Genomic DNA, 566 nt, shown 5'->3' with positions numbered 1-566 from the left:
CAGGTGCGCATCCGGCAGCTTCGCGGTCATGCTCCAGAACGGGAGCGTGATGATGCCGGGGGTCATCTCGCCCACGCCAAGCTCCAGCAACAGCACGCGGCGATCGCTGCGCTCGCGCACGAAGCGCTCGTATCGTCCGAGGCTCTCGCGCCAGGCCGCACCCTGCAGAAACGTGTCGTCGCGCACCCACGGCACAAGCTGCCAGCCGCAGTGCGGGCATCGGGGGACATCCTCGCTGAGGACCTCGAACCCCGCCATGCCCGCGAGCATGCGCTCGACGTAGGGGCTCGCGTCGAAGAGCTCGTCACAGCATGGCTGCTTGCACTGAAGGTGCGCGAAGCTTCCCTGATAGTTACAGGTTCTCTCGTCGGGAAACGTCTTCTCGGCCTGGGTGTCCACATTGGCGCTCAGGATGAAGTAGTCCTTATGGCCGATGAGGGACCGTAGGTCGAGATAGGGCTGCGAGGCCAGCTCGCGCAGCATGAAGTCGATGTATCGCGCATAGTATGCCCACTGCTGCTCGAGGCTGGGGTAGAGGTGGTAGAAGCCGTCGAAAAGGCTCTTGA

1 pseudogene is annotated in these 566 nt (G+C 63.6%); it reads right to left on the bottom strand.

Annotation, left to right across the window (positions count from 1 at the left end):
* Positions 1 to 566: pseudogene (locus DWW12_RS09905) on the bottom strand (Sir2 silent information regulator family NAD-dependent deacetylase); the annotation flags it as partial.

The organism is Collinsella sp. AF14-35 (genome assembly GCF_003464565.1).
Classification (GTDB): Bacteria; Actinomycetota; Coriobacteriia; order Coriobacteriales; family Coriobacteriaceae; genus Collinsella.
The sequence above is the reverse complement of the archived record's forward strand: the minus strand, read 5'-3'. Positions and strand labels throughout refer to the sequence as shown.